This is a genomic window from Actinoplanes cyaneus, assembly GCF_016862095.1.
GTDB classification, from domain to species: domain Bacteria; phylum Actinomycetota; class Actinomycetes; order Mycobacteriales; family Micromonosporaceae; genus Actinoplanes; species Actinoplanes cyaneus.
The window spans coordinates 145,780-171,511 of record NZ_BOMH01000016.1 but is presented as its reverse complement, the minus strand read 5'-3'; the positions used below and the strand labels follow the sequence as shown (position 1 = coordinate 171,511).

At 71.9% G+C, this 25,732-nt stretch carries 23 protein-coding genes; 9 read left to right on the top strand and 14 right to left on the bottom strand.

Annotated elements, in window-relative coordinates; all coding sequences use genetic code 11:
- Nucleotides 1-4: 4 nt before the first annotated feature.
- Nucleotides 5-640: a SnoaL-like polyketide cyclase gene (locus Acy02nite_RS10625; protein WP_203739780.1), complete on the top strand. Its 636-nt coding sequence runs from the start codon at nucleotides 5-7 to the stop codon at nucleotides 638-640.
- A 444-nt stretch (nucleotides 641-1,084) separates the two neighbouring features.
- On the opposite strand, the gene Acy02nite_RS10620 is transcribed toward Acy02nite_RS10625, so the two are convergent.
- A complete protein-coding gene (locus tag Acy02nite_RS10620) occupies nucleotides 1,085-2,449 on the bottom strand; it encodes an MFS transporter (RefSeq protein ID WP_203739779.1) in 1,365 nt (454 codons plus the stop codon).
- Nucleotides 2,446-3,600: a M20 metallopeptidase family protein gene (locus Acy02nite_RS10615; RefSeq protein ID WP_275407295.1), complete on the bottom strand. Its 1,155-nt coding sequence runs from the start codon at nucleotides 3,598-3,600 to the stop codon at nucleotides 2,446-2,448. The genes Acy02nite_RS10620 and Acy02nite_RS10615 overlap by 4 nt, the downstream gene beginning before the upstream one ends.
- Nucleotides 3,601-3,640: 40 nt before the next feature.
- Here Acy02nite_RS10615 and Acy02nite_RS10610 point away from each other — a divergent pair, with 40 nt between their 5' ends.
- Nucleotides 3,641-4,051 (top strand): hypothetical protein, encoded by a 411-nt coding sequence (locus Acy02nite_RS10610; protein ID WP_203739778.1) that lies wholly within the window; start codon nucleotides 3,641-3,643, stop codon nucleotides 4,049-4,051.
- A gap of 6 nt (nucleotides 4,052-4,057) precedes the next feature.
- Here the strand turns inward: Acy02nite_RS10610 and Acy02nite_RS10605 are convergent, their stop codons facing one another.
- From Acy02nite_RS10605 to Acy02nite_RS10595, 3 genes are all read right to left on the bottom strand, one after another.
- Nucleotides 4,058-6,226, bottom strand: a complete 2,169-nt coding sequence (locus Acy02nite_RS10605) for a carbohydrate-binding protein (protein ID WP_203739777.1) — start codon at nucleotides 6,224-6,226, stop codon at nucleotides 4,058-4,060.
- Nucleotides 6,226-8,070: a ricin-type beta-trefoil lectin domain protein gene (locus Acy02nite_RS10600; protein WP_239174546.1), complete on the bottom strand. Its 1,845-nt coding sequence runs from the start codon at nucleotides 8,068-8,070 to the stop codon at nucleotides 6,226-6,228. Before Acy02nite_RS10600 ends, Acy02nite_RS10605 begins: the two co-directional genes overlap by 1 nt.
- A gap of 306 nt (nucleotides 8,071-8,376) precedes the next feature.
- A complete protein-coding gene (locus Acy02nite_RS10595) occupies nucleotides 8,377-9,402 on the bottom strand; it encodes a LacI family DNA-binding transcriptional regulator (RefSeq protein WP_203739775.1) in 1,026 nt (341 codons plus the stop codon).
- A 182-nt stretch (nucleotides 9,403-9,584) separates the two neighbouring features.
- On the opposite strand from Acy02nite_RS10595, the gene Acy02nite_RS10590 reads away from it, so the two are divergent.
- Entirely contained in the window at nucleotides 9,585-10,607 is a 1,023-nt protein-coding gene (locus tag Acy02nite_RS10590; RefSeq protein ID WP_203739774.1) for an alpha/beta hydrolase, read from the top strand.
- Nucleotides 10,608-10,662: 55 nt separating this feature from the next.
- Here Acy02nite_RS10590 and Acy02nite_RS10585 read toward each other — a convergent pair whose 3' ends face one another.
- On the bottom strand, nucleotides 10,663-11,487 hold the full coding sequence (locus tag Acy02nite_RS10585; RefSeq protein ID WP_203739773.1) for a helix-turn-helix transcriptional regulator: 825 nt from the start codon (nucleotides 11,485-11,487) through the stop codon (nucleotides 10,663-10,665).
- Nucleotides 11,488-11,611: 124 nt separating this feature from the next.
- Between Acy02nite_RS10585 and Acy02nite_RS10580 the strand changes: the two genes are divergently transcribed.
- Nucleotides 11,612-12,700: an NAD(P)/FAD-dependent oxidoreductase gene (locus Acy02nite_RS10580; RefSeq protein ID WP_203739772.1), complete on the top strand. Its 1,089-nt coding sequence runs from the start codon at nucleotides 11,612-11,614 to the stop codon at nucleotides 12,698-12,700.
- A 41-nt stretch (nucleotides 12,701-12,741) separates the two neighbouring features.
- On the opposite strand, the gene Acy02nite_RS10575 is transcribed toward Acy02nite_RS10580, so the two are convergent.
- Entirely contained in the window at nucleotides 12,742-13,569 is an 828-nt protein-coding gene (locus Acy02nite_RS10575; protein ID WP_203739771.1) for a TrmH family RNA methyltransferase, read from the bottom strand.
- Nucleotides 13,570-13,759: 190 nt separating this feature from the next.
- On the opposite strand from Acy02nite_RS10575, the gene Acy02nite_RS10570 reads away from it, so the two are divergent.
- A complete protein-coding gene (locus tag Acy02nite_RS10570; RefSeq protein WP_239174543.1) occupies nucleotides 13,760-15,325 on the top strand; it encodes a 2-isopropylmalate synthase in 1,566 nt (521 codons plus the stop codon).
- Nucleotides 15,326-15,371: 46 nt separating this feature from the next.
- Here the strand turns inward: Acy02nite_RS10570 and Acy02nite_RS10565 are convergent, their stop codons facing one another.
- Together Acy02nite_RS10565 and Acy02nite_RS10560 are read right to left on the bottom strand one after the other, a co-directional pair.
- Entirely contained in the window at nucleotides 15,372-16,139 is a 768-nt protein-coding gene (locus Acy02nite_RS10565; RefSeq protein WP_203739770.1) for a GAF and ANTAR domain-containing protein, read from the bottom strand.
- A 49-nt stretch (nucleotides 16,140-16,188) separates the two neighbouring features.
- Nucleotides 16,189-16,527: a sigma-70 family RNA polymerase sigma factor gene (locus Acy02nite_RS10560; protein WP_203739769.1), complete on the bottom strand. Its 339-nt coding sequence runs from the start codon at nucleotides 16,525-16,527 to the stop codon at nucleotides 16,189-16,191.
- Nucleotides 16,528-16,894: 367 nt separating this feature from the next.
- Here Acy02nite_RS10560 and Acy02nite_RS10555 point away from each other — a divergent pair, with 367 nt between their 5' ends.
- From Acy02nite_RS10555 to Acy02nite_RS47180, 4 genes are all read left to right on the top strand, one after another.
- Nucleotides 16,895-17,917 carry a fatty acid desaturase family protein gene (locus Acy02nite_RS10555; protein WP_203739768.1) on the top strand — a complete coding sequence of 341 codons (1,023 nt, stop codon included), beginning with the start codon at nucleotides 16,895-16,897 and terminating at the stop codon, nucleotides 17,915-17,917.
- Between the two features lie 48 nt (nucleotides 17,918-17,965).
- Nucleotides 17,966-19,123, top strand: a complete 1,158-nt coding sequence (locus tag Acy02nite_RS10550; RefSeq protein WP_203739767.1) for an FxsB family cyclophane-forming radical SAM/SPASM peptide maturase — start codon at nucleotides 17,966-17,968, stop codon at nucleotides 19,121-19,123.
- A gap of 136 nt (nucleotides 19,124-19,259) precedes the next feature.
- The gene (locus tag Acy02nite_RS10545; protein ID WP_203739766.1) at nucleotides 19,260-19,850 is read left to right on the top strand and encodes an eCIS core domain-containing protein; all 591 of its coding nucleotides are present in this window, start codon (nucleotides 19,260-19,262) and stop codon (nucleotides 19,848-19,850) included.
- Nucleotides 19,851-20,162: 312 nt separating this feature from the next.
- On the top strand, nucleotides 20,163-20,882 hold the full coding sequence (locus Acy02nite_RS47180; protein WP_203739765.1) for an AfsR/SARP family transcriptional regulator: 720 nt from the start codon (nucleotides 20,163-20,165) through the stop codon (nucleotides 20,880-20,882).
- Here Acy02nite_RS47180 and Acy02nite_RS10535 read toward each other — a convergent pair.
- From Acy02nite_RS10535 to Acy02nite_RS10515, 5 genes are all read right to left on the bottom strand, one after another.
- Nucleotides 20,869-22,341 (bottom strand): NADase-type glycan-binding domain-containing protein, encoded by a 1,473-nt coding sequence (locus Acy02nite_RS10535; protein WP_203739764.1) that lies wholly within the window; start codon nucleotides 22,339-22,341, stop codon nucleotides 20,869-20,871. The two genes, Acy02nite_RS47180 and Acy02nite_RS10535, sit on opposite strands and share 14 nt — an antisense overlap.
- Complete coding sequence (locus tag Acy02nite_RS10530) at nucleotides 22,338-22,904, bottom strand: phage tail protein (protein WP_203739763.1); 567 nt, start codon at nucleotides 22,902-22,904, stop codon at nucleotides 22,338-22,340. The genes Acy02nite_RS10535 and Acy02nite_RS10530 overlap by 4 nt, the downstream gene beginning before the upstream one ends.
- Nucleotides 22,905-22,965: 61 nt before the next feature.
- On the bottom strand, nucleotides 22,966-24,915 hold the full coding sequence (locus Acy02nite_RS10525; protein WP_203739762.1) for a putative baseplate assembly protein: 1,950 nt from the start codon (nucleotides 24,913-24,915) through the stop codon (nucleotides 22,966-22,968).
- Nucleotides 24,915-25,337, bottom strand: coding sequence for a GPW/gp25 family protein (locus tag Acy02nite_RS10520; protein ID WP_203739761.1), 423 nt, complete (start codon nucleotides 25,335-25,337; stop codon nucleotides 24,915-24,917). The genes Acy02nite_RS10525 and Acy02nite_RS10520 overlap by 1 nt, the downstream gene beginning before the upstream one ends.
- Before the next feature lie 44 nt (nucleotides 25,338-25,381).
- Nucleotides 25,382-25,726 (bottom strand): PAAR domain-containing protein, encoded by a 345-nt coding sequence (locus Acy02nite_RS10515; RefSeq protein ID WP_203739760.1) that lies wholly within the window; start codon nucleotides 25,724-25,726, stop codon nucleotides 25,382-25,384.
- Between the last annotated feature and the right edge of the window lie 6 nt (nucleotides 25,727-25,732).

Here is a 25,732-nt window from a genome sequence, read left to right as displayed (position 1 = left end):
CATCTTGACCGAAACCCCGTTGTGGCTGCAGGGCCGGGACGCCGTCATCGAGGCCGCCGATCCCTCCGAGTTCCGCCACGGCACCCCCGACTACCACCTGTCGCATGTCGTGATGCCCGGGCAGCGCACCACGGACCACGCGCCGGGCTCGCTCGAGGCCGTCGTCGAGTCGATCGTCCAGGTCTTCGAGATGGAGGTGTCGCACAAGAAGGATCCGGCGACCTGGGTCTCGATGGTGTCCGAGCACTTCCGCACCAACATCAACGGCGGCGGCTGGGCCTCCGCGCAGGACATCGCCGACCAGGGCAGCTACAACGTGCTGATCGGTGACAGCGCCTTCTACAAGCCGGAGTCGTTCGACGGCCAGCACGACGTCTTCCACGGCGCGTTCCCGAACGGCTTCTACTGGGAGGTCCTCGAGGTCCTCAGCCCGCCGCCGGTCATCGCGTTCAAGTGGCGTCACTGGGGCTCGTTCGACGGTGAGTACCACGGCCACCAGCCGAACAACAAGACCATCGAGATGTTCGGCATGAGCGTCGCGAAGGTCAACGACGATCTCAAGCTCCTCGAGGTCGAGCACTACTACGACCCGAACGCGTTCCTCGGCAAGCTGACCGGCGGCTGCCCGGTCGCCCACTGAAGCCTCACGATCGGCCGGCGCCGCCCAGCTCGGGGTGACGCCGGCCGTCCCGCTTCAAAGACCACAATCAAGATCTTCATGTCCCCGCTCCGCTGTGGTCCGGATCGTCGCTCCCGCGGGGACCCTTCCGGGCCGAGCAGGGCGCGGGGCGCCCAGAACGCTCAGCCCGCAAGGGCGATCTCCGTGGGTGGGCACGGTCAGAGCAGCAGACCCGCCCACGGCCCGAGCCCGCGGAGAGGCCCCGCCCGCCGGAGCCTGCTGGGGGGTCCCGTACGTCGGAGCCCGCGACCGATCCGGTGGTCACGGCAGCGCCGCGCTCCCCCTCCCGGCTGGTTCTCATGGGCGTTATTCGTGCCTCATAACGCCCATGAGAACCAGCCGGGACCGCAACCCGCGCCGCGACCGGGACCCGAGGCGGACCTCGCGGGCTGCGAGGCCGGCGGGTTACTCGGCTCGGCGGGCGAAGTGGGCGGTCAGGGCGGCGAGGGCACACAGCGTGGCGCAGATCAGCCAGACCGTGACGTAGGCCGACTCCCGCGGGGTCTCGCCGTCGTCGAGCACCACCGAGGCGAGGATCGCCGCGACGACTCCGCCGGCCACCGCGCCGCCCAGGGTCTTGACGTTGTTGTAGAGGGCTGTGGTGATTCCGGTGCGGGACGGGTCGGCGGTCTCGGCGATCACCGTGGGCATCGCGCCGAGCGCCACCCCGGCGGCCAGACCAATCGGGATCTTGACGGCCAGCAGCTGCCACACCTGCGCGTGGAACAGGGCGGTCCCGACGAAGCCGGCCGCGATCACCAGGAACGCCGCCACCAGGGTCGGCCGGTATCCGAGCCGCCCCGCGATCACCGCCGTGCACGCCGAGCCGATCACGGCGAACACCGCGGCCGGCAGCGCGACCAGGGAGATCTGCAACGCGGTGAAGCCGAAGCCGTAGCCGGCCGAGGAACGGGACGCGGCCAGGAACGTCGAGTCCGGTGACTGGCTTCCGAAGTAGACGATGCCGAAGACGAACGAGCACGCGAAGAACGGCACCACGTGCCGCCCGGTCATCGCCCGCAGGTCGACCAGGGGTTCGGCGATCCGCAGCTCCAGGACGACCCATCCGGCGAAGCCGAGCCCGCCCAGCACGATCAGCACCGCGTCGAGCAGCGAGATCCCGGCGAGCAGGGCCACCATCGAGACGCTGAGCACGGCGATCCCGGCCAGGTCGAGCCGCCCGGTGGCCGGACGCGAGCTCTCCGGGACGGCGAGGAAGCTCACCGGCACGCAGACGACCGCGAGCACGGCCGGCACCAGCAGGGTCAGCCGGGCGTCGCCGACGACCTGGTGCAGCCCGGCGGTCAGCACCCCGCCGAGCAGCGCGCCGAGGGTCAGCGCCCCGACCAGCCGCGCGATCGCCTTGCGGGCCAGGGCAACCGGCAGCCGGTCCCGGACCAGCGAGATCTCCAGCGGCAGCAACGCGGCGAGCGGCCCGAGCAGCAGCCGCCCGGCGAGCAGCACGGTGAGGTTCGGGGCGAGCGCGACGAGCAGGCTGCCGGCCGCGACGCAGATCAGCGCGATCCGCAGCATCCGCCGGTGCCCGTGCAGGTCACCGAGGCGCCCGAAGGCCGGGACGCAGACCGCGGACGCCAGCAGCTGCACGGAGATCACCCAGTTCAGGTGGGAGTCCGAGATGCCCATCTCGCGGCCCAGGTCGGGAAGCAGGGGCGCGATGCTGCCCTGGATGAAACCACTGGTCAGCTCGAAGAGGACGAGCAATCCGACGACCGCGCCGACCTTCGGCGCGCGGGAGGCGACCGCGGTCACGAGGCGGCGGCCGACGCGAGACGGGTGGCGGCCAGCGACGCGAGCACCACGGCGGCCTCCGGGACAGCGCGGTCGTCGAAGATCGCCTGCGCGGCGTGGTTCATCGGGGCGGTCGCCGGGTCGGTACCGGGCGGGACCGCGCCGACCATCAGGTACGCGCCCGGCACCTGCTCCAGCACGAACGAGAAGTCCTCGGCGCCGGCCACCGGCTGCGGCGCCTCGAAGACCCGCTGCTCCCCGAGGATCGAGCGCACGGTCGACAGGGCGAACGCGGCTTCGGAGCGATCGTTCACGGTCACCGGGTAGTTCGCCTGGTAGTCGATCTCGACCCGGACCCCGTGCGCGTCGGCGATGCCGTGCACCACCCGCCGTACCGCAGCCTGGATCTTCTGATGGGTGGCGGGCGAGAAGGTGCGCACTGTCGCCCGGAACGTGCCGGACGCCGGGATCACGTTGAACGCCGAGCCCGCGTGGATCGAGCCGACGGTCAGCACCGCCGGGTCGAACGCGTCAGCGGTCCGGGTGACCATGGTCTGCAGCGCGGTCACCATCTCGCAGAGCGCCGGCACCGGGTCGACGGCCAGGTGCGGCGACGAGCCGTGCCCACCCTTGCCGTGCACGGTGACGGTGACCGAGTCGGAGGCGGCCAGGATCGTGCCGGGCCGGGTGGCGACCACGCCGAGCGGCAGCATTGTCGAGGCGACGTGGACGGCGTAGGCGGCGATCACCCGTTCCCCGGCCGCGTCCAGCACCCCCTCGTCGATCATGATCTTGGCGCCGCGCTGCCCCTCCTCGCCGGGCTGGAACATGAAGACCACGTCCCCGGCCAGCTCGGCACGCCGCGACGCGAGCAGGTGGGCCGCGCCGACCACCGCGCTGGTGTGCAGGTCGTGCCCGCACGCGTGCATCGTCCCGGGGATCTCCGAGGCGAAGCCGACCCCGCTCTCCTCGTGCACCGGCAGGGCGTCCATGTCGCCACGCAGGAGCACGGCGGGGCCGGGCCGGCCGCCGCGCAGCACCGCGGTGACCGAGCTCAGCGCCTTCCCGAGGGTGATCTCCAGAGGCAGGCCGTCGAGCGCCGCGAGAACCTTGGCCTGGCTCAGCGGCAGGTCCAGCCCGAGCTCGGGCTCGCGGTGCAACGCGTGCCGCAGCGCGATCAGCCGGTCGGCGAGAGGAACGACGTCGAGTGAGGTGAACGTCTACCGGGCGGAGGTCGCGCGTTACGTCTCCGGCTTCCCGATCTCGGTCTCGCTCTGGGGCACACTGCCGCCCGGCGACACCGGCCGGGTGGTGAGCCGGATCGGCGGCATGCGCGAGACCCGGTTCTGCGCCACCCTTTCCGGCACGGCGAACCTGCTGCTCGTCGTCTGGCTCCGCTCGGTGCAGGAGATCGCGGCGTTCGAGGCGCGGCTGGGCGCGCAGGTCCCGGAGTTGACGATCATCGACCGGTCGGTGGCGCTGTGGGTGATGAAGCTGGGCGGTCACCTGCTGGACCCGCTCGGGCGCAACCTGCGCGCGGTGCCGCTGGGCTTCTGGAGCGACCCGGTCTCCGACGCTGCCGAAGGCGAGCTTTTGACGCGCCTTCGGCAGGCCGGCGACTGACCGCCCCTACTCGGTCAGCCGTAGGTAGTCCAGGTTGAACCCACCGGTCTCACAGTAAACCGTGACTGCCTGATCACCATCGGCCAGCGAGACCGGCAGTTCCACCGATTGGTAGGTGGACCATCCCCCGGTGTCCGGTACCGAGACGGTGCCGAGGACCGTCCCGGCGGCGTCCCGGATCGAGATCGCGCCGGTCGCGGCCGCCCCTGAGCCGTTGGCGACACGCAGCTGCAGGCGGTGCGCGCCGGCCGGGACGTCGAAACGGTAGGACAGCCAGTTGCCGGGCGCGGTCCAGCCGATGTTCTTCCCGCCGCTGGCCGTGGCGTTGCTCTCGACGAAGTTCGCGCCGCCCTCGGTCCAGCCGTGCTGCGCCGTGTACGCCTCGGCCTCGACGATCGCCCCGACCGGCGCGCCGTGCGGCTCGATCGTCACGTGCACTGTCGTCCCGGCGTGTGCCTTGCCGTCGGTGACCGCGACCGTGACGTCCTGCGTGCCGGGCACGACCGGGTTCAGCGTGAGCACGCCGGTGGTCGCGTCGAGGCTCGCGCCGGCCGGCAGGTCGACCGCGTAGTAGGACAGCCTGTCGTGATCAGGATCGGTCGCGTGGAGCCGGACGCGGGTGGTCCCGTACTGGTCGGCGGTCACGTCCGGGACGCCGGCCAGGCGCGGGGCACGGTTGCGCCGCGGGTCCGGCCCGCTGCCGGTCCAGCGATAGGTGGCGTACGCCTGAGCCGGCACCGACGTCACGAACGAGCGCCCGCCGATGATCACCCGGGTGCTGGTCGCCGTGGTGTTCGCGTTGCCGAGCACCGCCACGTAGTCGTTGCCGTCGCGGAACACCACGCTGCTCACGCCGTGGTCGGCCGCGCTCGACTCGACGCGTACGTGATCCGGCGTCAGGTACTTGGCGAACTGTCCCAGCGGGTAGAGCTCATCGCGTACGGAAAAGGTCCGGGTCCCGGTGTTGACCTTGACGAGCCGGTCGGGCCACTTGCTGGTCCGCGCGACCTCGTCCCAGTCCACATTGTTGTTGCGCTCGCCGGTCCAGTGCAGCGTGCCGCCGTCCTGGTCGGTGGTCTGCGCCCACAGCACGTAGCTGCTCGCGTCGAGCCGCAGGTAGGAGAGCACTGTCGCCGGCGAGAGATCGCTGGTCTCGGTCATGTGCACGGGCTTGCCGGTCTGCTGGTACGCGTCGCGCATCACCGCGGGGTCGCCCCAGTACGGGTGGAACGCGATCGCGTCGGCGGCCGCCGCGGCCTTCGGGTCGTTCAGGATCCGGTAGTAGTTCTTGGTCGCGGTGCTGTTCGGATCGCGCCAGTCCCAGAAGTTGAAGTCGTGCACGTAGAGGTCGGTGCGCAGCCCCGCCTTGCGGAACTCGCGCTTGATCGCGACGGAGAGCTTCTGCTGCTGCTCGACGCTGATGTCCATCGCGGGGTAGACGACGTCCATGCCCGGCTCGTTGAGCAGCGTGATCGCGTCGACCCGGATGCCCTGCCGCGCGTACGCCCGCAGGTACTTGACGTAGTAGCGCGCGAAGACGTCGATGCAGTCGTCACGCAGCTTGCCGGCCTGGTAGTAATCGGTCGTGCTGCCCGGCTTGAGGGCCACCTCGCCGAGGAACTTGTTGTTCGTCTTCATCCACGCCGGAGCGCTCCACGCGGACGCGAAGAACGTGGCCCGCGGGTTGTACTTCTGGATCAGCTTGATCGTGTCGACGATGTGCAGGTCCAGGTCACGCTGGATGGAGAAGTGCTCGAGTGTCCAATCCTCGGAGACCCCGGCGGGCAGCTCGTCGTAGGACCAGAACGGCAGGTGCTCGATCAGGTCGGGGCTGCCGATGGTGAGCCGGAACCGGTCGAGCCCGGCGCCGGTGCGCGGGTCGGCGAGCAACCGGATGGCCTTCTCCCGCTCGGCCGGGGTGAGCTTCCACAGGTTGGAGACGCTGGTCTCGTCGATCGAGAACCCGATGCCTTCATAGTGCTGTTCGGTCCGGCTGGGGTCGATCACGACCGTGGCCTCCGCTGACTTCGCGGCGGAGGAGAGACGTGCCGGCGGCAGCGACTGCCAGTGCGCGGAGCCCGCCGAGTAGGTTCCGGTGACGACCGGCCCCCGCTCCGCGGGCAGGTGGGCCGGCGTGATCGCGACAGCCGCCGCCATCACCATCTTGAGCAGCATCAGTTGAGCACCCACTTCTGGTTGGCGCCGGTGGTGCACGTCCACACCTGCAGACGAGCGCCGTCGGCCGAGCTGTTGTCCTTCACATCGAGACACTTGTTGGCATAGGAGTTGGTGAGACGCTGGGTCGCGCTGTCGTACGTCCATTTCTGCGACGTGCCGGTGTGACAGTCCCAGAGGTGGGCGAGCGTCCCGTCCGCCGTGCTCGGCCCGGCGATGTCCAGGCACTTGCCGAGCGAGCGCAGCGTCCCGTCGGCGTTACGGGTCCACTGCTGCGCGGCCGAGCCGTTGCAGGTGTACAGCTGCACCGCGGTTCCGTTGGCAGTCGACGCCCCGGCCACGTCGACGCACTTGCCGCCGAGCCCGGTGACCGTGCCGCCGGTCGCCGGTGGTGGCGTGGTCGTCGTCCCCGACCAGGTGAACGTCGCCGTGGTCCGGGCCGGCAGGCTGTAGGTGAACGACTGCCCGCCCCAGTTGACGCGGACCGACTGAGCGGACGAGCCGCCGTTGTGCGCGATCAGCGCCTTCGAGCCGTCCGGGTTCTTCCAGGCCACGTTCCGGACCGCGCTGCCGTCGTTGGTGCCGATCCGGACCGCGCCCGGCTTCACGAACTTCGTCAGGTGACCCATCGTGTAGTACTCGATGGTGTAGTCGACCTGGCCGGCCCGCGAGCCGCCGTTCTGCACCGTGATGAAGCCGGTGCAGGTGCCGCAACCGCCGTTGTGCGGGCCCATGCTCTGGTCCACGCCGAGGCTCCACTTGACCACCGAGCTGCCCCAGTTCCGGGTGTAGTCGATGATGTTGTTCAGGTCCTCGGAGTGCTGGTCGGTGATCCAGGTGCCGCCCGAGTGCTCGGTCTCGAACTGCTTCACCGAGGGGTACTGGTTGTGCACGTCGGTGCCGGTCGAGGCGCTGCCCGAGTAGCCGTGCCAGGCGATCCCGCCGAACGCGGAGTCGCCACGGATGCCGGCGTCGTTCAGGATGCCCGAGCCGAAGCTCGCGTAGTCACCGTAGTTCCAGTCGTGCACCAGCACCTTGGTGTTCAGCCCGGCCGCGTGCAGCGCCGGGTACAGGTTGTTCTTGGTCAGCTCGACCAGCCCGGACGGGTTCCAGCTCATCCCGGGGTAGTTCATCGCGGTCGGGTTGCCGGCCTGGCAGCAGTTCGGCTCGTTCTGCACCGACAGGTAGTCGACCGGCACGCCGGCGGCCTGGTAACTCTGCACGTACTTGACCAGGTACTGCGCGTACATCGGGTAGTACTCGGCCTTCAACCAGCCCATCTGGTCCATCCGGCCGTTGTCCTTCATCCAGCCCGGCGCGCTCCACGGCACGCCCATCACGCGCAGCGCCGGATTGAGCTGCTTGGCCTGCTGGGTGAGCAGCCGGACATTCGTGTCATAGCCGTTGCCGCCGAAGTCGTTCAGGTCGCAACAGGTGTCGTCCAGCGAGACATTGCCGGGCCGCGAGAGATCAGAGGCACCGATGGGATTGCGTACGAACGAGAGCCCGATCCCGCTCGCAGGGCTGAACAGTTTCGTCATCACGGCGTCCCGGGTCGCCGCCGTGACCGCTCCGCCGCGCAGCAGGTGCGCGGTCGTGTCCGTGATCGACGCGCCCCCGCCCTCGAAGGTCTGATAGGTGGCGCCCTCGTTGACGTCGATGGTCGTCCCGGCGCTGCCGCCGGCCGGCCCGAACGCGATGGTCGCCTGCTGCTGCAGCCCGCGGGTGACGGTGCGGCCGGCGCTGTCCGACGTGGTGGTCAGGTAGACCTGGACGGCCTCGCCCGCGGCGATCGCCGGCGCGGGCGCGAGCAGAGCGGTCCCGGCCAGCAGTGATGCGGCCATCGCGGCCTTTGTTACGGGGGATCTCATGACTGGCAACTCCCTCAGGGGGAAGGGATGGCGTAACACGAAGGAAACCTTTGTCAAAAACGCCAGTCAATGAGTTACAGGTTCCGGATGCGTCGTTTCGGTTCCGGAACCGTGAAACACGTCAACCGTCCCGGCGGGCCGGGCAGACGCCGCGGCGGGATCGCATTGCCGCACGCGGCGGACGCGACCAGTGACGCGTGCTTCCGGTCAGGTCCGGTGACCGGGGCAGCACGTCGGCGCGGTCGCAGGCCGATGGCCGGGCGGGGCGGGGCGGAGTGGTCAGATGGTGGGAACGGGTGCGGTGGAGTCGCGGATGATCAGCTCGGTGCCGAGCTCGATGTGCAGCGCGTCCAGCCGGTGCCCGCCCAGCATGCGCAGCAGCAGGTGGACCGCCATCCGGCCCATCTCACCGAGCGGCTGCCGGACCGTGGTGAGCCGGGGGTCGCAGGCCGAGCCCACGTCGATGTCGTCGAAACCGGCCACCGACAGGTCCCGCGGCACCTTCAGGCCACGCTCGGCCGCGGCCCGCAGCGCCCCGACCGCCATCTTGTCGTTGAACGCCAGCAGTGCCGTCGGGCGTTCCGGCAGGTCGAGCAGGTCGGCGGCGGCCCGGTAGCCGAGCTCGGTGGTCGGCTCGGCGACGAACCGGGTCAACTCCGGCGAGGCCAGCACCCCCGCATCGGCGAGCGGCGCGAGGTAGCCGTGGAAGCGGTTGTCGCTGGCCAGCCAGTCGCGCGGGCCGCCGATGATGCCGATCCTCCGGTGGCCCAGCCCGATCAGGTGCGCGGTCAGCGCGCGGGCGCCGGCGAAGTGCGCGGCGGAGACCGCTGCCACGTCGCGGGGCGGGGAGATGCGCGGGTCGACCAGCACGAACGGGAAGCCGCGATCACGCAGGCGGGTCAGGTCGGCGCCGGGCTCGGGCGGCAGGATCAGCACGGCGCCGGCCACGTCGCGCCGCTCCGGCAGGGTGGGCAGCACCCGGGTCTGCTGGGCGGCGGTGCCGGCGTTCAGGATCACGTGCAGGCCGTGCGGCTCGAGCGCCTCGGCGACCGCGGAGACGATCAGCCCGAAGTAGTCGGTCAGCACGTACGGGCAGCGGACGAAGACGCCGGCGCCCTGGACCCGCCCGGCACGGCGGCGCGGGGCCCGCTCGCCGAGGTTGCCCATCGCGCGCAGGACCCGGTCACGGGTGGCGGGGGCGACGTTCGCCCGGTCGTTGAGGACCCGGGAGACGGTGGCGATGGAGAGGCCGGTGTGCGCCGCGAGGTCGCGCACGGTGACTCTTGTTTCATCGCCCTGTTTCACAGGGCAGAGCATAGACGTTTCACCAGCGATGCATAGACCAGGGTCTTTGCCTACCCTACCGCAGGGTGATCACGTAGTACCCCGGTACTACGGGCGAGTTCCCGCCACGGATTGACGTTCACCACCATCCGGTCCTCCTACCTTCACCGCACACCCGAGAACGGCGTGCCGAAGGGGACCTGATGAATCGCTTGTGGATGGTGGCGTTTCTGCTGCTGGTGCTGCCCGCTGCCTGGCTGTTCGGGCCGACCGCAGCGGTCGCCGATCAGTTACCGGGGGTGCGGGACTGGCGGGCCGACGCACGTCACCTGCCGGACCCGGCGACGGCCACCCCGGCCGAGGTCGCCGACTTCTTCGCGGGGCTCCCGGCCGGCGCCGCCGCCGCGCTGGCCACCGAGTACCCGCAGGTGGTGGGCAACCTGGACGGGGCTCCCGTGGCGCTGCGCTATGCGGCGAACGGTGACCCGGCGTACGCGGGAAGGCAGATCCTGGCTCTGGACCGGCGTGGCGACGGACGCCTCGTGGAGGTGCTCGGTGACCTGGACACGGCTGATCGGGTGGTGATCCTGATCCCGGGCGTGGACACCACGCTGGCCGATTTCGACACGGGGCTCGGCGGCGTCGAGCGGCGCGCCCCGTCCTGGCAGGCAAGGCAGCTGTTCCACCGGCTCGGCGGCGGTGTCGCGGTGATCGCCTGGCTGGGCTACGACCCGCCGGAGGGGGTGGGCCGTGCCGCGCTGCGCGAGGACCGGGCCGCCAGTGGCGCGCTGGCCCTGGAACGTTTCGTGGACGGCCTGGTCACCGGCCGGCCGGCCCGGGCGATCACGGTGGTCGGTCACAGCTACGGCTCGATCGTCGCCGGGTGGGCGGCCGCGCACCTTCCGTCGCAGGTCACCGACGTCGTGGCGATCGGCAGCCCGGGGATGGGCGTCTCCCGCGCCGCGGAGCTGCACACCGGGGCGCGGGTCTGGGCGGGCAGCGCGCCCGACGACTGGACCCGCAGGCTCCCGTCGATCCGGGTGTTCGGTCTCGGTCACGGGCGGCTGCCGATCGACCCGGCGTTCGGGGCGCTGCCGCTGCCGGCCGCCGACGTGAGCGGGCACGACGGTTACTACCTCCCCGGCACGTCGACGCTGCGAGCCATCGCCGAGATCGCCTCGGGCACACCGGTGCCGGCGGATCAGCTCGCTCCCAGCGCCTCGTAGTCCCGGCCCCGAGAGGCTGCGGGCGGCCTCACCCCGCACGGCCACCGGCCGGCGATCACCCCGCGACCAGGCGCAACGGCGCGATCGTGCGCAGTGCGGCAGCGGTGGCGTCGTCCGCCGGGAGCTGGACGAGCAGCCGCAGCTTCTCGTCGCCGGGCAGCTCCATGATCTCGTAGGCCAGCCGCAGCGGCCCGGCCTCCGGATGCTCCAGCCGAGACACCCCGTGCGCCCGGGGCAGGCCCGGCACCCGCTCCATCCGCCCGGTGAACTCATTACCGGCCAGCGCGGTCAACTCGCCGCTGACATCCGGCCGGGGCGGCCCGTTCTTCAGGGCGGCGACCTGCTCGTCGGCCAGGTGCTCCCAGTCCGGGAAGGCCCGGCGCGCCCGCGGATCGGCGAACACGTACCGCAGAAGGTTCGGCTCGTCGCCGTCGAGCAGCCCGATCGGGCCGAACAGCCGGCGGAACCCGGCCGTGTGCGCCAGCAGATCACCGACCTGATTGACCAGCACCGCCGCGGCCGGCTCGAGCTGATCGAGGACCGCGCGCAACGCGGGCCGGACGGTGCGCACCGGATCGGTGGCGAACGCCGCGCACTGGAAACCCCCGGCCACCTTGCTCAGCCGGTAGAGATGGGCCCGCTCGGCGGCGGTCAGCCGGAGCGGGCCGGAGAGCGCGGCGATGACCTGCGGCGACGGGTGCCTGTCCCGCCCCTGCTCCAGGCGGATCAGGTATTCCACGCTGACGCCGGCGAGCATCGCCACCTCGGCCCGCCGCAGGCCGGGTGCGCGGCGCCGGTGGCCCGGCGGCAGCCCGATCTCGGCCGGCGTCACCTCGTCGCGGCGCGCGCGCAGGAAGTTACCCAGCTCGTTGTCGCTCACGCCTCGACCGTAGCCCGGCGCCGCGGTGCGAGGGTGGCCCTCCCGCTACCACCCTGAGCACGGTCTCCCTCTCCCCCGCCGACCGGCACAGGGTCGGAGTCAGTCGATGAAAGGCGCTGAGGAGATGGCTCCGAAGGTAGTGATTGCAGGCGGCGGTTACGGCGGCATCGCGGCGGCCCGGGCCCTGGACGACGTCGCCGACGTGACGCTCGTCGAACCCCGCGAGACATTCGTGCACAACGTCGCGGCGTTGCGCGCCGCGGTCGACCCGGCCTGGGCCGAGAAGATCTTCATCCCGTACGACGGTCTGCTGTCCCGTGGCCGGGTGGTGCGCGACGTGGCGACGGAGGTCGAGCCCGGCCACGTGCGGCTGGGCTCCGGCGCCCGGCTGGACGCGGACTACATCGTGCTCGCCACCGGTGCGACCAGCCCATTCCCTTCCAGGATGGACGTTCTCGACCGGGGCGACGCCCTGGAACGGCTGCGTGAGGTGCGCGACGCGCTCGGCCGGGCCGGCCGAGTGCTGCTGCTCGGGGCCGGAGCGATCGGGCTGGAATTCGCCGGCGAGATCGCGGCGGCCCTGCCCGCGACGTCGGTGACGGTGGTCGACCCGTCCCCCGCGGTGGCCAGCGGCCGCTTCCCGGAGGAGTTCGGGGTGGAGGTGGCCAAGCAGCTGGACGCGCTCGGGGTGACGGTGCTGCTGGGCACGAGGCTGACCGCGCCGCCGGAGGTCCCGCCCGGCGCCGTGCGGCCCTTCACGGTCACCACCGACGACGGCGAGGTCCTCGCCGCCGACCTGTGGTTCCCCTGCTACGGCGGCGAGGTGAGCAGCGGTTATCTCCGCGAGGCGCTGCTCGCGGCGCGGCAGCCGGACGGGCGGCTCGCGGTCACCGAGCACCTGCGGGTGGCCGGTCAGGAGCGGGTCTTCGCGATCGGTGACCTGACCGCGGTTCCCGAGATGAAGATGGCCCGCGCGGCCGGTGCGCACGGCGAGCTGGTGGCGGCGAACATCCGGGCCCTGATCGAGGGTGGCGAGCTGACCGCCTACGAGCCGTTCGCGGACGGCATCGCCCTGACCCTGGGCCCGGCCGGCGGCGCCACGTGGGCGCCGGAGTGGGGTGGCCTGCTGGGGGCCGAGCAGACCTCGCAGCTCAAGGCCACGTTCCTGCTGGAGCGCTTCGAGGAGACGCTCGGCGCCCGCACGACGGCCTGATCGCCGCGGCGCCGCGGCGGCGCAGTCGTCGCCGCGGCGCCCTATCTCTGGAGGGCACGCTGGCGGGCCGCCTCGTAGAGGACGACCGTGCCGGCGGCCGCGGCGTTCAGCGAGCTGGCGGCGCCGGTCATCGGGATCCGCAGGATGTGGTCACAGGCCTCGCGCCAGGCGCTGCTCAGCCCGCGGGTCTCGTTGCCGATCGCGATCACTTTCGGACCGGTCAGGTCGTGAGCCGCGAGGTCAACGTCGCCGCCCTCGTCGCTGCCGAGGATCTCCACGGGCAGGCCGTTGCGGCGCAGCGTGATCACGTCGTCGACCACTTCGCGGTGGCCGGCGACCTGGACGACCGGCACGGCGAACAGCGAACCGGTGCTGGCGCGGACCGCCTTCGGGTCGTACGGATCGGCGGCGTGACCGGTGACGATCAGCCCGGAGGCGCCGAACGCGTCGGCCGAGCGGACCAGCGCGCCGATGTTGGCCGGGGTGCCGGGCCGGTCGAAGACGAGCGTCAGCATGCCCGGCCCGGCCTCGATCCGGGACAGGTCGTCGGCCGGCATGCCCGCCACGGCGAGCAGCTCGGGCGACTCCTCGTCCTTGCCGCCGAGCTCGTGCATCAGCTCCGCGTCCAGGGCGAACCGGTTCACGCCGGGCGTCTGCTCGAGCACGTCCCGGCTCCACTGGGAGAGCCGGCGGGTGTCGTCGAGCAGGATCGCGTGGATCGGCCAGCCGTGCCGCAGGGCGAGCGTGATCGGGCGGACGCCCTGGACCAGGAACTCGCCGGCCCGGTGCCGCTTGGTGCGGTTCGTGAGCAGCGCCTGCCACTGCTGGAAGGTCGCGTTCCGGCTGCTGATCCGCAAGGTCCTCGACATTCCCACTATCCAAGCAGTCCCTGGACGGCCGCCCGGCCTCGGGTATCGTCCCGGCCGTGACGCATTTCGTGGCGCTGCTCCTCGGCCGCCACGGCGGGGCCTGATCCGACGACCGGCTCCCCGCCGTGGGGGCTCGTCGTGCTGTGCCGGTCGATCCTTGCCTTCCCGGCACGAATGCGGAGTCAGCGTCATGATCAATTGGAATCCCCAGCAGCCCAGCCCGATGCCGTTCCATCGTTACCGCCCCGCGCACGAGCGGGTCCAGGTTCCCATCACCGATCGCGGCTGGCCCACCCGCCGGCAGACCGCGGCGCCGCTGTGGGTGCCGGTCGACCTGCGCGACGGCAATCAGGCCCTGGCCGAGCCGATGGACGCCGAGCGCAAACTGCGCGCGTTCCGGCTGATGGTCGCGATGGGCTTCAAGGAGATCGAGATCGGTTACCCGTCGGCGAGCGGGCTGGATCACGACTTCGTCCGGTTACTGGCCGAACGCGACGACCTGGTGCCCGACGACGTCACCGTGGTGGTCTTCACCGCGGCACGGGACGACCTGATCCGCCGTACCGTGGCATCGATCGACGGCTTGGCGAAAGCGGTCGTGCACATGTACACCGCGACCGCGCCGACTTGGCGGGACGTGGTCCTGCACGCCTCGCGGCGCGAGTTGACGGCGAAGATCCTGGCCGCGGCCGACGTGATCATGTCCGAGAGTGATCGGCTGCGGGACACGTACACCCGATTCGAGTTCAGTCCCGAGGTCTTCAATCTGACCGAGCCGGAGTACGTCCTGGAGGTCTGCAACGCGATCACCGCCCGCTGGGACGCGTCCCCGGACCGTCCGGTGATCCACAACCTGCCGGCGACTGTCGAGATCGCCACCCCCAACGTGTACGCCGATCAGATCGAGTGGATGAGCCGCCACCTGGACCGCCGGGACGACGTCATCCTCTCCGTGCATCCGCACAACGACCGTGGCACCGGCGTGGCCTGCGCGGAACTGGCCGTGCTGGCCGGCGCGCAACGCGTCGAGGGGTGCCTGTTCGGCAACGGCGAACGCACCGGCAACGTCGACCTGGTCACGCTGGCGATGAACCTGTATGCCGGGGGCATCGACCCGGAACTGGACTTCTCGGACATCGACGAGGTACGCCGGACGGTGGAGTTCTACAACCGGCTGCCGGTGCCCGACCGGCACCCGTACGCCGGCGATCTGGTCTACACCGCGTTCTCCGGGACCCATCAGGACGCCATCGACAAGGGCATGATCTTCCATGCCAAGCGCGCCGCCGAGCTGGGTGTGGAGCCGTCGCAGGCGCCGTGGGAGGTGCCGTACCTGCCGGTGGACCCGGCCGACGTGGGCCGCAGCTACGAGGCCGTGATCCGGGTGAACAGCCAATCCGGGAAGGGCGGGGTGGCGTACCTGCTGCGCACCGGGCACGGGCTGGACCTGCCGGCCGGGCTGCGAGCCGAGGTGGGCGCGCTCGCCCAGGCGGCGAGTGAGGGCCGGGCCGGCGGCGGAGAGCTGAGCCCGGACGAGCTGCTGGCGCTGTTCCGCCACGAGTACCTGGTCACGCCGGGATTCTCGGTGAACCTGGACGGGGTCGAGGTGACCGAGGAGGTGACCCACCCGTGGCGGGACGGGGTGATCACGTACGCCAGATGCCGGATCGGCACGCGGGAGCGCTGGGGCGCCGGGGTGGCCGCCACCGCGAGCGCCGCCCGTGGGGCCGCCGTGGCGAGCGCCGCGCTCCGATGATCCCCGCGACCGCCGGCCGGGCCGTTCCTCTCCGGTCGCGACCACGTCAGTCGGCGGGCCGGTCGACCAGGCCGTCGGACGGGGTGAGCTCGCCGCCACCGATGATCTCCCGGGCCAGGTCGGCGAGCCGCCGGTTGGTCTTGCGGGCCTGAGCCCGCATCTGCTCGAAGGCCGCGTCCAGCGGGATGTCGTACCGCTCCGCCAGCATGCCCTTCGCCTGCTCGATGGCGACCCTGGTGAGGAACGCCTGCTGGAGCTGCGCGGCCCGCAGGCGCTGCGCGGCCAGCGCCCGGTGCTGCAACATGCTGATCGCGACCAGGTCGGCCAGTGCCCGGCCGAGCAGCCGTCCGCCATCGCTCAGCGGCCGGCCCTTCCGGCTGAACAGGCTCATTGCGCCGATCACCTGATCCGCTCGGCGCAGGGGGAACGCGTGCATGCAGCCGAAGCCGGCCGCCTGCGCCGGCGCGGCGAGCGCGGCCCAGCGCGTCCCGGCGGGGGCGAGGCCGACATCCGCGACCGTCTCACCGGTCCGGTACGCCACCAATGACGGCCCGTCGCCGCCCTCGAGCTCGGCCAGCCCGAACCTCCGGACCTGAGCGCTGGAGGCCGCCGCGATCCGCGGCGGCCCGCCCTGGTCGGCGAGCATCACGCTCACCTCGTCCGCCCCGAGCAACTCCTGGCAGTGCCCGATCAGCCCGCGCAGATAGGTGGTCAGCTCGAAGTCGTCGGCCATGGTGTCGGACAGGTCGACGAACGCGCGACCGATCCGGTCGACGAGCGCGGGCCCGCGGGAGAACCCGCCTTGAACCGTCATCGGGCCGGCCCCGATTCGCGTCCGGCCCGGCCGGGCGTCCGCGGCCCGGTCACCGACTTCTCAACAGGGTTTCGAGCAGAACCCGATTGGTCGCGCCCGCGTCGGCCGGGGACCGGGTGCGGGCGCACTCCTCGGCCCGGCGGCACGCGATGTCCAACACCCACGGCATCACCTCGGCGGAGTCCGCGGCATGAAACCGGGCCATCCACCAGACCTCGACGAACGTCCCGTAGACCACTTCGCGGATCTCGTCGGACCCGGCCAGCGACCGGCAGACCTGGCGCATCACCGGAGCGCGGAGCTCCTCGTACAGCTCGCGGAAGGCGACCCGATCGCCGTTGGCTGTCAGTGCCAACAGTTCGGACGGCGTCCTCCGGGCACGGCTCACCCGTTGCTTCATCACGCTGGAACGGGCAACGGAAGTTCCGCCGGCCAGCGGCCGCCGCTTTGTCACGACGCTCTCCGGACCTGTTGAACTGACAGGACCGCCGGGGTCTGGGGCGGTGCAACCCCAGCAATCCTACGGGCTTGCACGGCCCGTGCCACCCCTGGGGCGTCAGATGCCTAGAAACCTCGGAACCCGGCAATTGAGATCCTCGAAGGTGGGAATGCCGGGCGCGCCGAGGGTTTGGTCGACGTAGCAGGCTTCGTCATCGGGCCTGGTGCCCGGTGCCGGCACAAGGGTGCTGGCACCCCTATGGGCCCGGGGATCTGACACTCCTGAGATTCCGCGCGAAAATCGGCATGCTGATCACATGACGGTAACGACAGCCCGGCGGACCAGTGCCGGCAGCGACTTCGCGGAGCTCAACCGGCGGGTGAACGAGCTCGATCTGATGCGCCGGCGCCCTGCCTACTACGCCGTGCGGCTGGTCCTCGTGGGGATTCTGGTGGCCGTGGGCTGGGCCGGCTTCTTCCTGATCGGCGACAGTTGGTGGACACTCGCCGTCGCGGTGTTCCTCGCTGTGGCGTTCGCCCAGCTCGCCCTGGTCGCCCACGACCTGGCTCACCGGCAGGTGTTCCGCACCAAACGGCCCAGCGAGATCGCCGGGATGGTGGCCGGCAACCTGGGCATCGGGATGAGCTACGGCTGGTGGATGGACAAGCACACCCGCCACCACAACAACCCGAACCACGACGACCTCGATCCGGACGTCGCGCCCGAGGTGCTGATCTGGGCCACGAAGTCGGCGCTCGGCCGCCGCGGGCTGGCCGCCTTCGTCACGCGTCACCAGGCCGGGCTGTTCTTCCCGCTGCTGACCCTGCTCGGCATCGACCTGAAGGTGTCCAGCATCAAGGCGATCCGGGCCGGCGTGGTCAAGCGGCGCGGCCTGGAGACCGGGCTGCTGATCGTGCACGCGCTCGTCTACCTCACCACCGTCTTCCTGGTGCTGTCGCCGTTGCAGGCGATCGCGTTCCTGGTCGTGCACCAGGCGCTGTTCGGCGTCTACCTCGGCATGACGTTCGCGCCGAACCACAAGGGGATGCCGCACCCGACCGGCGAGGAGGACTATCTGCGCAAGCAGGTGCTGACCTCGCGGAACGTCCGTGGCGGCTGGATCGCCGACGTCGCCCTGGGCGGCCTGAACTACCAGATCGAGCACCACCTCTTCCCCGGCATGCCGAGCGCCAACCTGCGCCGGGCCCAGCCGATCGTCCGGGCGTACTGCGAGGAGATCGGGGTGCCGTACGAGGAGACCGGGCTGATCCAGTCGTACCGGCAGGCGCTTCGCCACCTGCACGAGGTCGGCGCGCCGCTGCGGGCTGCCCGCCGCTGACCGGCACCGGGTGGAACCAGGCCACCGGCGCCTCTAGCATGATCCCGGATGAGCAGCGACTGGCCGGATCCGGCCTTGGACGTCGGCGCGCTGATCCGGGACGGCTGGAGGCCCACGCCGTTCCGGGACGTGGTGCTGAAGGTGCATCAGCGCTGCAACCTGGCCTGTGACTACTGCTACGTCTACACGATGGCCGACCAGTCGTGGCGTGACCGGCCGGTGGTGATGGACCGGCGGACCTGGCAGCTGGCCGCCGAGCGCACCGCCCGGCACGCCGACACGCACGACCTGGCCGGGATGCGGCTGGTCCTGCACGGCGGGGAGCCGCTGCTGGCCGGGGCGGCGCGGCTGGACGAGCTGATCGGTGACTTCCGCGCGGCGTTCCCGGCCGGGCGCCGCCTGGACGTGCTGATCCAGACCAACGCGACGCTGCTCGACGAGGAGATCGTCGCGGTGTTCCGCAAGCACGACGTGCGGGTCGGTGTCAGCCTGGACGGCCCGGCGGAGGCCAACGACCTGCGGCGACGCCGGCACGACGGGCGTGGCAGCGCGGTGGAGGTCGACCGCGGGCTCGGCCTGCTGCCCGACGAGTTGTTCGCCGGGCTGCTCTGCACGATCGACCCGGCCTCCGACCCGGTCGCCTGTTACGAGGCGCTGCTGAGCTATCACCCGCCGGCGATCGACCTGCTGCTGCCGCACGCGAACTGGGACGCTCCCCCGGCCGCCGGCTGCGCGCCATGGCTGACCGCGGTCTTCGACAGGTGGTACGACGCGCCCCGTCAGGAGACGTCGATCCGCCTCTTCGAAGACGTGATGACGCTGCTGCTGGGCGGCCCGGGCCGATCCGAGCAGGTCGGGCTGAGCCCGGTCGCGGTGGTCGTGGTGGAGACCGACGGCGCGATCGAGCTGGTCGACTCGCTGAAGTCGGCCTATCCGGGGGCGTGCGCCACCGGCCGCAGCATCGTGACCGACGAGTTCGACGCGGTGCTCGAACATCCGGGCGTGGCGGCCCGGCAGATCGGTGCCGACGCGCTCTGCGACACCTGCCGCGCCTGCCCGCTGCACCGGGTCTGCGGCGGCGGCCACTACGCGCACCGCTACCGCTCCCCCGGCGGTTTCCGCAACCCCTCGGTCTACTGCGCCGACCTGGCCGCCCTGATCGGGCACGTCCGTGGCCGGATGAACGCCGACCTGCACCTGTCCTGAGCCTGTTCCGCGGAGCACCCGCCGCGCGGCGGGACGGGCCTGAGGGCAGATCATTTGCCCGTACGGGAACGAAGCACGATCCAGGCGCACGATCCGGGCTAACGTCGGTCGGGGATCGTCGGGTGAGGGAGGCGTCGTGGGCAGCAACCGGGAGCCGGTGGAGAAGCGTGCGCCCGTCCGGCCCGACGCCACCGCGGCCCGGCCACCCGTCGCCGGCCCCGCCGGTCTGCCCGCGTTGCAGCGGATGGTCGGCAACCGGGCTGTCGGGGAGTTGCTGGCGGCGCGCAGCCACGACGCCGGGTGCGGTGACGGCTGTGGGCACGGCGGCGGTGACAGCGCGAATTCCTTGGTGGAAGCGGCTCTGCGGGGCAGCGGGCGCCCGCTGGAGGCGCCGTTCCAGCGCGAGATGGAGTCGACGTTCCAGTCGGATCTCTCCGGCGTGCGCGAGTTCCGCGGCCCGGTCGCCGAGCGGGCCGCCGCGGCTGTCGACGCGAAGGCGTTCACCATCGGCAACTCCATCGTGTACGGTGCCGGCGGCCAGTCCCGGGAGACGCGGATCCACGAGCTCACCCACGTCGTCAAGCCGATCACCACGGTCGGCTCCGCGGTCGGCGGGGTGAACGTGACCGACCCGGGCGGCGCCGGGGAGCGCGAGGCCGAGGCGAACGCGCGCCGGATCGCGGCCGGCGGCGCCAGCGCGGTGACCGGTGCCGGGCTCCACGAATAACGCCCACCTGACTGTTCAAAACTGAGACGTCCGGCACGGCGCTATTTATGTGATTCGAGCGACATGAAAACGGTCTTGCGCGGCTCCGCGGAGAATTAGGACGGTTTCTTGTCAGTCGGCGATCATCGCAGGCCGCGGGCCGAATCAACACTTTTGGCAAGATCACCGACATCGCGATGTTTTCGAAGTGACGCTCGGCGTTGTTGCACGCGCGTTCCGGAACCGCGGGCCGATCGGCCAGACTGACTGTCCTATCAGGTTGATCGGCAATGCCCGGACGGTCACAGCCCGAGGTTCACCGGGAGGGACATCATGACGCTGCGCTGGTTCTGCTTCGGCGGCTTCCGGGTCGAGGACGACGGACGCGAGCTCGACCTGGGCGCCATCCGGCCACGCAGCCGCACCCTGCTGCGATACCTGGCCGCGGCCGCCGGGCCGGTGCACCGCGAGCAGATCATCGACGCGCTCTGGCCGGAGATGAGCACCGGCAGCGCGATCAACAGCCTGCACGTGGCGGTGTCGACACTGCGGACGTTCCTGGAGCCCGGCGTCGCCCGCGGGGCCTCGCGGTACATCGTGCGGAACGGGCCGACGTACCGGCTGGTCACCGGGGCGCAGTCGGACGTGACGACCTTCGCGGAGGCGTACCGGGCCGGGCGGCGGGCCACGGACCGGGCCGAGGCGATCCGATCGTTCCAGGCCGCGCTGCAGTGCTACACCGGCGATCTGCTGCCCGAGGACGGGCCGGCCGACTGGGTGGTCCCCCAGCGCGAGCGGTATCGGACACAGGCCGCCGACGCCGCCGCGATCCTGGCCGAGCTCGAGCTGGAAGCCGGGCATCCGGTGGCGGCGGCCCGGGCCGCGCGGCGGGCGCTGGATCTCGACGACCACCACGACGCCGGGTGGCGCCTGCTGATCGCGGCCCAGATCCGCGGCGGGGACCGGGCCGCCGCGGAACGGAGCCGCAGGCAGTATGAATCGGTGCTGCACACCCTCGGCGTCTCGCCCGCGGCTGCCCTCAGGGTCGCCTGAACACCTCGATCTCCGCGATCGCCGGCACCTTGCCCGGGGTCAGGCCGTAACCGGACTCGACGGTCAACCGCATCCGGGACACGTCGCCCACCGCCATGTCGAACGTCTGCGGGCCGGCGTGATCGACCAGATGCAGCTCCTTCTCGGTGCGAGAGCCGTCGGAGGTCCAGAGCTCCAGGCGTACGTCGGAAGGCCGCCCCTGCTTGGCATAGTCCTGCTGCTCCGGGGAGACACCGCCGGTCACGATCACGCTCAGCACCCGGATCGGCTTGTCGAACGTCAGCTCGACCCACGGCTTCTGCTCCCGGCCCGGCTCCCAGAATCGGTTGTTCAGACCGTCGCCGACCAGGGACGGGTCGTGACCCTTGGTGGAGCTGGACGCGGTCACCCGATTCGGGGTGATCAACTCGGGCTTGGCGAGCCGGTCACGGACGGCGTCGACCGCACGCGGGCCGTAGGTCACACCGGCCCAGACGAGCCCGGCCACCAGCAGCAGAATCGCCAGGATCGCGAGCAGGCGGCGGAGCCGGCCACGGCCCTTCGGCCAGGTGAGACGCCACCGGCGGCGGGACCTGCCGGCGGCCTGCTCGGCGCGCAGGGAACGCCCGCACTTGCGGCAGAAGGCCCGGTCCGCCGGGTTGAGGGTGCCGCAGTTCGAGCAGGCGGTCTCGCCGGTCGTGCCCGGGACGTCGGTGAACTCCCGCAGGATCGGACGCGGCGCGACGGGCCGGCCGGGCTGCACGGCTCCGGGCTGATCGACAGTCGCCACCTTCTCCGGTACGGCGACAGGCCTGGCGACCGGGCGGTCGGTGGCCTCGGCCACGGGCACGACGAGCGCCGCCGCCCGGTTCCGCGCCGCGGGTGTGGTGGGGGGTGCGTCCGCTTCTCCGGTGCGCGGGGCCTCGGCACGCTGCGGCGCGGCGACGGAGTCCCGCGGCGGGGCGCCGTCGTCGGACCGGGCGGCACCGTCATCGGAGCGGGCGGCGCCGGAGGAAGGCTGTGCGGCATCGGTGGAGGGCTCGACGGCTGGGGCAGATTCGACTGCGGAGGGCTGCTCAGCAGCGAGGGCGTCTCCCGGGGACGGCTCGGCAGCGCGGTCCTCTGCGGCGGTCGCGGGCGACGCGATGACTTCCGGCGAGGCGGCGGGCGCCGGTGCCGGGGAGACAGGTGACGGGGTGGCCCGCGACGGGGTAGCCGGTGACGGACTGACCGGTGGCGCGGCAGCCGGTTCCGGAACCGCCGGTGACGGGGTGACCGAGGCGGCGGCCGGTGACGGGACGGCCGGTGAGGCGGTGGCCGGTGAGGCGGTGGCCGGTGAGGCGGTGGCCGGTGAGGCGGTGGCCGGTTCCGGGTCGGCGGGCGCTTTCGTGGCGGCGGACCAGTCGAGGAAGGCGCCGCACACGCCGCAGAAGGCGTCGCCCGGCGTGACCGGCGAGCCGCAGTTGTCGCAGAGAGTCATTCCGGCAGCACCTCGACCCGGCACGGCACGTGAGCCGGCCGATTGGCTTCGACGAATTCCCGCACCCGGGTGGCGAGCGGCTCAGCCGCCCGGACGCGTACTAGCAGGTCCGGTTCGGGGCTGCCGGGCAGCGCCGACCCGGGGGTCGCCGACCACGACGTCCCGCCGCTCTCGACGACCTCGGCCTCGATCCCGAACACGTCGCGGATCTCGGCTCGCAGCCCGGCCGCTGTCCCCCGCAGCCGGTGTGTCCCCACGGCGTTGACCACCGCGGCCCGCCGCTGGTCAGCGGGCTGATCGGGCCGGACGGTGGCACCGACCCACCCGCCCAGCCAGCTCACGAAGTCGTCCGGCGCGAGGGTCGGCGTCAGGTACGCCCACAGGTTGTCCAGCGTCGCGTGCACCGGCGCCAGCACCTGGTCGAACCCGCCGGTCAGCCGTTGCGCGAGGTCGTCGCCCGCGTAGACGGCCGGGAGCCGCCGCCCCAGCGGATCCGGTGACGGCAGACCGGGGATCGCCGCCCGCCGCGCCGTGCCGAGGGATTCACCGGCAAGCTCGCTCATCGCGTCGTCTCCGTCGTGCTCCGGCGCCGGCCCGAGCCGAGGGCAGCGCTCCTGGGTTCACTCATCGCTCCTCCACCCGGATCTGGTGCCGGTGGGAGAAGACGAGCGCGTGCCGGTCCAGTTCGATCCGGGTGACCTCGTCACCGCGCCGGCCGGTGAGCGGGTCGGCCGGGAACATCCGCACCTCCTCGACGACCTCGACGCCCGGCAGCCGCTGGAGCACGCCGAACACCTCGCCGGAGTGCACCGGCCGCCCGAACGGCCACCCCTGCCCGTCCGGTCCACCGTGGATCGGGTCGAGGTACTGGTAGAGGGCCTCCTCGGCGAGCGACCGAAGCCGTACCGCCGAGGTGTCCGCCCGCGGCCGCAGCCGCGCCACGACAGTGACGCCCTGGTAGAACGGCGGCTCGACGACCAGCCGTGCCCCGATCGGCCGCCGCGCGTCCAGGTCGGCCGCGATGGTGGCCAGCATGGTGTCGTCGGGCACCAGGTCCTCGAACGGGAGCCGCCCGGTCTCGTCGGGCACGGCGGCCGGCACGACGAGCAGCCGCACGCCCCCGGCGTCGCTGCCGTCCCCGGCGGGCAGGCAGCGGACCCGGGCCGCGGCCGGCGCCGCCTGTCTTGCCAGCAGCTCGTAGTCGGCGGCGGTGACCGCACGGTCCTGCGCCCGCAGCTGCACCGGCCCGCGCATCCGAGCCTCGCCCACGGTCTCGCCGTCGACGCCGCCGAGCGCGGGGCCGCGGTTCTCCACCGTACTGATGTAGGGAATCGAGGTTCTCAGGACCGACAACGCCCGCCGTGCCACGTTGCCCTGCCGCCCGCCGCCGGTGCGGTATGCCTTGATCCGGACCCGGGCGCCGACCGTCGGCACCGCCCCGAACTGCCGCAACGTCCCGTCGGCCTGCCTGACGGCCGGGCCGAACCCGATCTCGCCGCTGGTCCGGTCCACCGTCACGTGCCGGTCGAACGGCTCCGAGCCGGCGAAGCTGTCCACCTCGGTCCAGCGCGTCCAGGTGTCGCCGTCGGAGGTCTCCACCACGATCGGCTCGCCGTCCGCGACGATCGGCGGCCGCGCCACCAGGAACCGCTGCCCCGGCACGCCCTCGGAGTCCCCGAGCATCTCGTCGGCGATCGTCTCGGCGTGCACGGCTGCGACCGTCCCGCCGATCGTCGACACGGCGACCGCGCGCACGGTCGGTGGCTGCACGTAGAACGGCTGCCCCGGCTCCGGCTCCACGAGACGGCAGCGCAACCACGCCGCGGACTGCCCGGCCTGCACCGACGGCGCGTGACCGGCCGGCACGTGCAGGATCACGTCGCCCGGTTTGTTCAAGCCGCCGGTCTCGTCCCGGTCGAGCTCGCAGGGCGTCCAGTCGTCGCCGGTCCACGCCTCCCAGACCAGGGGCGGCTGCCGCGGGTCGACGCCGACGCCCTCGACGCGGCTGTCGAGCTCGAGCAGCACCGCGCAGGACGGCACGGCGGCGGAGAGCCCCACGAGCAGGCTGTCGCCAGCGGTCGGGGTCGTCTGGAAGACCGGCATGTCCCGGCCGTCGATGACCCCTTCGAGCAGGTCGGCCGGCGGGCCCGACGCCGGGTGCCGGCGCAGCCTGGTGAGATGGCACGGCACGATCGCCAGGTCGGAGGCGGTGGTGAAGACGACAGCGTCCTCGGTGGTGGTCCGTTCGGTGGCGATCTCCGCGCCGGCCGGGATCACCACCAGCTGCTCCTGCGGGCCGGAGAGCCAGAACGTGACCCCGCCCCGGGCCGCGGCCGGCGGGAACAGCCGCACCCCGATCAGGTCGAGGAAGGCCAGGTAGTTCTTGTCAGGCACCCGGTTCAGCCGGTAGATCAGCTGGTCCACCATGTGCGCGAACGCCTCGATCAGCGTCACGCCCGGGTCGGAGACGTTGTGGTCGCTCCACTCCGGGGCGCGCTGCTGGATGAATCTCTTGGCCTCGTCGACGAGCTGCTGGAAGCGCCGGTCGTCCAGGTTCGGTGCGGGCAGCGGCATCAGGCGGCGCTCTCTTCGGCCGGGTCGTCGTGCGACGGGATGACGTAGAACGGGAAGACCAGGTTGCGGGGATCGTTGGTGCCCCGGATCGTGTAGCGGACGTCGATGTAGAGCACGCCGGCGTCCTCGGAATCGAAGCCGACCACCACGTCGGCGACGTCGATCCGCGGCTCCCAGCGGTCCAGCGCCCGGCGCACCTCGAAGGCGATCCGCCCGGCAGTGTTCTCGTCGGCCGGCGCGAAGACGTAGTCGTGCACCCCGCAGCCGAACTCGGGACGCATCGGGCGCTCGCCGGGCGCGGTCGCCAGGATCAGCCGGATCGCCTCGGCGATCTCCCGTTCGCGGCCGACCAGGGCGATCCCGCCGGTCGCGTCGACGCGCAGCGGGAACGCCCAGCCGTTGCCGATGAACTGCTCCGCCACGTCAGCCTCCGGCCACGGTCCGGGCGATGAACTGCTCCGTCATCTCACCCTCCGATCAGGACGTTCGGGGCGCCGGCCACGATCCGGGCGTTGCAGACGAGCTGGTCGAACTGCCGGGCCGCGGGGAAGCCGCCGATCAGCACCTGGCCACCGATCCGGGGCGGCGTGGGCGGGCGGACCACGTTCGTGACCAGCAGCTGGTAGTGCGGGGTGCAGACGCCGGCGGTGCCGGTCACGGCGGCCGGCTTCCCGCCGATCAGCACGGTCGGCACGCCGGCCAGCGGGGGCGCGCCCGGCATGCCGAGGACCCCGGTGGGCGGGCCGGGCACCATCGGGGCGGCGAGGTCGCTGATCGGATCGCCGAGACGGGCGGCGGGAAGATGCGGCATGGGGGC